The organism is Streptomyces sparsus (genome assembly GCF_054776295.1).
On record NZ_BAAHCA010000337.1, the window covers coordinates 1 to 4,879 of the forward strand.

Consider the following 4,879-nt stretch of genomic DNA (forward strand, 5'->3'; position numbering starts at 1 on the left):
GGTCTCCCCCCACCAGAGGGAGGGGAGACCGGCGGGGCCGGCCCGGTTCCGGACGTCGCCGGCACGGGCGTCAGATGCTGACGCCGTTCTGCCGCAGGTAGGCGAGGGGGTTCATGTCGGAGCCGTAGCCGGGGCCGCTGCGGATCTCGAAGTGCAGATGCGGACCGGTGCTGTTGCCGGTGCTCCCGGAACGGCCGATCGTCTGCCCCGAGCCCACTCGCTGACCCGGCTTCACGGAGATCGCCGACAGGTGCGCGTACTGGCTGTACCGGCCGTCGTCGTGGCGCAGGACCACCTGGTACCCGTAGGAGCCCGCCCACCCCGCGGAGACCACACGAGCCGAGGTCACGGCCTTCACCGACGTGCCCGTGGCAACGGGGAAGTCGACCCCGGTGTGGTATCCGGCGGCCCAACTCGCCCCCGACGCCCGGTAGGACGTGCCCGGTGACACGCCGCTGACCGGCGCGGTGTACGCGCGGGAAGTCGACTTCGCCGCCCGGCTGGTCGCGGACGCCTGCCGCTCGGCCGGCTTCGGCGCCGGCTTCGCCTGTTCCTTCTTCGGTGGCGTCTGCGCCTTCTCCGGCGGAGCCGGGGCCTTCTTCGGCGGGGCCGGGGCCGGCTTCTCCGCCTTCGGCGGCGGAGGCGTCGTCGGCTTCTCGGTGCCCGGCGTCGAACCCGTCAGCCGCAGCCGCTGACCCGGGATGATGAGGTCGGGGTCCTCACCGATGGTCTGCCGGTTCCGTTCGTAGAGCGCCTGCCAACCGCCGCCCACCCGCTGCTCGCTGGCGATCCCGGAGAGCGTGTCACCGCCCGCCACCTCGTAGGCGGTACTGCCGCGCTTGTCCTCCTGGGAGGGCGGCGTGACGCGACTGCTCGCCGCCGTGGCCTTCTTGCCGGCTGCCGGTGCCACCGAGGGCACGGCAGGCCGCTCGGTGGTGGATCGCGCAGCCCGCGGCTGTGCCATGTCCCTTGTCAGGCCCGCCTTCACGGAGCAGTTGGGCCAGGCGCCCGGGCCTTGGCCCTTCAACACCCGCTCCGCCACGGAGATCTGCTGCTCCTTGCTGGCGAGGTCGGCGCGCGCGGCGAAGGCGGTGCCGCCGAAGGCCTGCCAGGTCGACTGCTTGAACTGGAGACCGCCGAAGTAGCCGTTGCCGGTGTTGATGTCCCAGTTGTTGCTGCTCTCGCAGGCGGCGACCTTGTCCCAGGTGTCCACCGGGGCGGCCTGTGCGTGGCTGATGCCGACCAGCGGCAGCGCGAGACCGGCTCCGCCGGCGGTGACGGTGAGGGATGCGCGGGATACCGTGCTGGGCTTGTAGCGGCGATGGCGTCCACGGCCGGCCATGGGTTCCTCCCCATACCTTCACGAAGCAGGCATTCGGGTCAACAGTGGTCTGCTTCATAGCAGTTGGCAGCTGACCAAGCGTGTTGGCAAGCTGACCAAACGTAGAGGCGGAAAACCGGCCACGGCAAGCGGTTCGGCCTTATTCGCCCGAGCCGCCTGTTGACCGGTGGGCCAGCGCGCGCAGTTCGGCTGCGCGTCCGGCCGCCGTCTCGTCCGCGTAGACCTCGCACACCAGGCGCCGTCCGGGAGTGAAGTCGTGCTCCAGTTCGAACAGGGTGATCTCCTCGGTGCCCGTCAGGAGAAAGGTGTGCGCGTAGATCGAGCAGAACGCCCGGTGCCCCGCGATGCCGAGGGGTTGCGCGGCTCTGGAGATCCGGTGACCGCGCGCCTGGGAGAGCAGTCGCAGGACGTCCTCGCCCGGGCGGTCGGCGTTGCTCGCCCGGCGCAGGAGGCGCCTGGCGTGGTCGGGGGAGTCCTGGGCGTCGAACCCGCTGCTGTCCTCGGTGGGCCGGGACGCGGGGGCCGGCTCCGGCGGTGCCGGCAGCGGCTCGAACAGCGGTCGTGGCGGCACCGGTTCGACGCCGGCGGCCGGTGCCGGGTCGGTGCAGGAGTCGCAGGCCAGCTCCGGTGGGGCACCCATCCGCCCGTGCACCCGGCGCTCCGCCGAACGCAGCGCGGCCAGATCGGTGTAGAGCTCGTGTGCGAGCCGCCCGTCGGCGTCGGTGTCGTGCTCCACCTCCCACAGCACCAGATGACTGTGGTCGCTGAGGGTGAACATGTGCCGGTAGGTGCGGCACTCGGTGCCGGGGAAGGGCGAGTTGTGCTGCCGCCACGATCGCAACTGCACCTCGTAGGCGACGGCGGTGGCGAGTCGGGCCGCCAACTCGTCGTCCACTTCGAAGGGGTTGTGAGCGCGGGCCAGCAGAAGTTCCAGGTGCTCCCCCGGGAGTGCGCTGCCCGTGCTCTGTGATTGATTGCGCATGGGGCGCCTCCTTACATCGAGTCACCGCCCTTCCTTGTGAATACCCACCGTAGTCACATGAGTACCGTCATTCATGAGATTGGCTGACATTTTTGCCTGGTGAGGCCCGGTTGAGTGGGGATCTTCCGGTAACTGCCACGTCGGAGCGGAAGTTACTGTCCGTCACCTCCCTGTGGTGACGGAATGTGAGGGCTCAATCACGCCTGTGCTGCCCGCCCCCGCTCGTTCCACCCGCCCCACCTCCGCGCGAGGGCACTGCCCACGCACTCGCCACAGGGCTCACCGCCGCTCGGCCCGGGGCCACCCACCCCCCATGCGGTCGGGCGCCCGGCCCGCGACACGGCTGTCGGCCCCGGACCGGCCGTTCAGTCGGCGCCGCGGACGACCAGCGAACGGAGCAGCCGGTCGGTGGCGGTCGTGACCTCCTCGACGGCACGGGTGAACGCGGCCTCGTTGTGAGCGGCCGGGTGCCGGAAACCCGACACCTTGCGGACGTACTGCAACGCGGCCGCGCGCACGTCCTCCTCGGTCACCGAGTCGGCGTACGGCGGGCGCAGGGTTCGAATGCTTCGGCACATACCGACGACGGTACTCACTGCCGGCGCCGCCGGCGCGTTCGTCGGCGAAAGCGTGCTCAGGCGCCGGCCGGCCGGGACGCGGACCGGCCGAGGATCTCCTCCACCACCGCCGACTTGGCGTCGGCGTACTGCTGGAGATACGTCCACTGCCGGGTGGCGAGCTCCCGTTTGGTGCGGGCGTACAGCTCCCGGTCGGCTTCGTCGGACCGCAGCCGGTCGCGGAAGCGCAGCATGCGGGCGGTCTCGGGGCACCGGTCGGGAAAGACGTGGAGGTTGGCGAGGTGTCTCGACGCGGGAACGTCGTGGAGCTTCAGCACACGGTGCTCGTACCAGTCCGGCTCCCGGATGCTCAGCACGAAGCCGACGGCCGTCAGGGCCGGAACGTAACTCCGCTCGTCGGACGGATCGGGCACCACCAGCAGCATGTCGATGACGGGCTTCGCGGCAAGGCCGGGGACGGAGGTCGAACCGACGTGTTCCAGCGTCGTCACCGTGCTGCCCAACGCCGCCCGCACCCGCCCGGCGAACTCGTCGAAACGTGCCGGCCAGCCCGGGTCGTAGGGCGACAGTGTCACCTCGCCCCGCTGCGGCCGCACCTCGCCGACGTGCGCGGCCCGGATCTCCTGCTCGGTCATCGCTCCGGCGACCCCGTCCGGTGTCTCGGTCACCCGTCGTCGCTCCTTCGGTAGGTTTCCCCGCGTGCTGGGGGGCCGGTGCCCTGCTCAACGCCGCGGCACCTCAGGCGGTGCGGGGAAGACGCAGTCGCCGCACAGCCCGCCACCGGGAGCACGGTAGTAGAGGCAGCACGTACGGCGGCGGAAACCCGCAGCGGTCAGGGTCCCTGAGCCCCGCAGGGGCGCGTGGGCGAGCAGGTCCACGGTGATCCGGGCGGCGCGCCTCCCCGCGGCTTCCCGCTCGTGTGCCCGGCACCAGGCGGCCAACTGGGCCAGCGCACCGGACAGTGCCGAGGCGGCGTTGCCCCACAGCAGGGGCTCGGCGACCGGTGTGACCGTCCGCACGGCCGCCACCAGCGGCACCAGGTGGTCGTCCAGGACCGTCCCCCGCAGCAGTCCGGGAGGATCGTCGCTGCGGGGAAGCGCACCCGGTGTGGGCAACCACAGGTCGTCGCCCGGCGCGGATGCCGGTGACCAGTGCAGGCGCTCCGGGCTCAGGTCCGGCTGGGCGGCGTCGAGCGCGGCAGGTGCCAGCGCGACGGACCACAGCCGGGCGGCCAGCCCCAGAAAGGCGATCGACGCGCCGACGCGGGGCTCCCGGACGGCCAGCCGGGAGTTCACCGTGCTGATGCGCTGCCGCAGGGTGTCCGTCTCGGCCCGGTACACCGAGGCCAGGGGCACCGCCCCGGCCGGCGGCGGCCCCACCCGCAGCGCGAAGAAGCCGTCGTCCGGCCCCGCGCTCCCTCGGTTCGTGTGCACACGAAGGAACCCTAGTCAGGCGGTCCGCTCCGTGCCGGCACCGGCCGGGGGCCCGGCGGCCTCGGGGTGAGCGGCTTCGGGGTGAGTGGCCTCGGGGTGCGGGAGGACTCTCGGTCCGGGCGGCGATCAGGCGTGGTCGACCAGCTCCGCGTGCCCCTGCACCCGCGCGCAGTGGGCGCAGCAGAAGAACCGGCCCGCGGACTCCACTCCGTGGCCGAGGATGCGGCACTGGCAGTTCTCGCAGATCGGCGCCATGCGCTGGGCGGCGCACTCCAGGCTGTCGAAGACATGCACGGCACCAGCCGCGTGCACCTCGAAGGACATCGCGTAGTCGTTGCTGCACACCTCGCACACAGCCATGAACGATCACTCCTTGCTCGTCGGCGGGCAGCAACACCGAGCGGTCCCTGCTCCAGCGGACAGGATGGGCCCGGTGGCGCCGCGCACGCCGCAGCCCGCCGCCGTGGTCCCGCGCGCTCACCCGCCCGGCGGAGCGCGGTACGCCGCACGGGGAGGCAGGACGAAGGGCGGAGGGCGAAGGGGT

Annotated in this window: 6 protein-coding genes; all 6 read right to left on the reverse strand. The window is 72.0% G+C overall.

Going from position 1 to position 4,879, the window contains the following annotated elements; all coding sequences use genetic code 11:
• Positions 1 to 70: 70 nt before the first annotated feature.
• Positions 71 to 1,342: a transglycosylase family protein gene (locus ACYVE9_RS15815; protein ID WP_461028491.1), complete on the reverse strand. Its 1,272-nt coding sequence runs from the start codon at positions 1,340 to 1,342 to the stop codon at positions 71 to 73.
• Between the two features lie 139 nt (positions 1,343 to 1,481).
• A complete protein-coding gene (locus ACYVE9_RS15820; protein WP_461028492.1) occupies positions 1,482 to 2,324 on the reverse strand; it encodes a DUF6227 family protein in 843 nt (280 codons plus the stop codon).
• Between the two features lie 365 nt (positions 2,325 to 2,689).
• Positions 2,690 to 2,902 carry a DUF2277 domain-containing protein gene (locus tag ACYVE9_RS15825; protein WP_461028493.1) on the reverse strand — a complete coding sequence of 71 codons (213 nt, stop codon included), beginning with the start codon at positions 2,900 to 2,902 and terminating at the stop codon, positions 2,690 to 2,692.
• A gap of 56 nt (positions 2,903 to 2,958) precedes the next feature.
• Positions 2,959 to 3,570, reverse strand: a complete 612-nt coding sequence (locus ACYVE9_RS15830; protein WP_461028494.1) for a GrpB family protein — start codon at positions 3,568 to 3,570, stop codon at positions 2,959 to 2,961.
• A 54-nt stretch (positions 3,571 to 3,624) separates the two neighbouring features.
• Positions 3,625 to 4,335 (reverse strand): (2Fe-2S)-binding protein, encoded by a 711-nt coding sequence (locus ACYVE9_RS15835; protein ID WP_461028495.1) that lies wholly within the window; start codon positions 4,333 to 4,335, stop codon positions 3,625 to 3,627.
• Positions 4,336 to 4,461: 126 nt separating this feature from the next.
• Entirely contained in the window at positions 4,462 to 4,695 is a 234-nt protein-coding gene (locus ACYVE9_RS15840; RefSeq protein WP_461028496.1) for a hypothetical protein, read from the reverse strand.
• Positions 4,696 to 4,879: the final 184 nt, after the last annotated feature.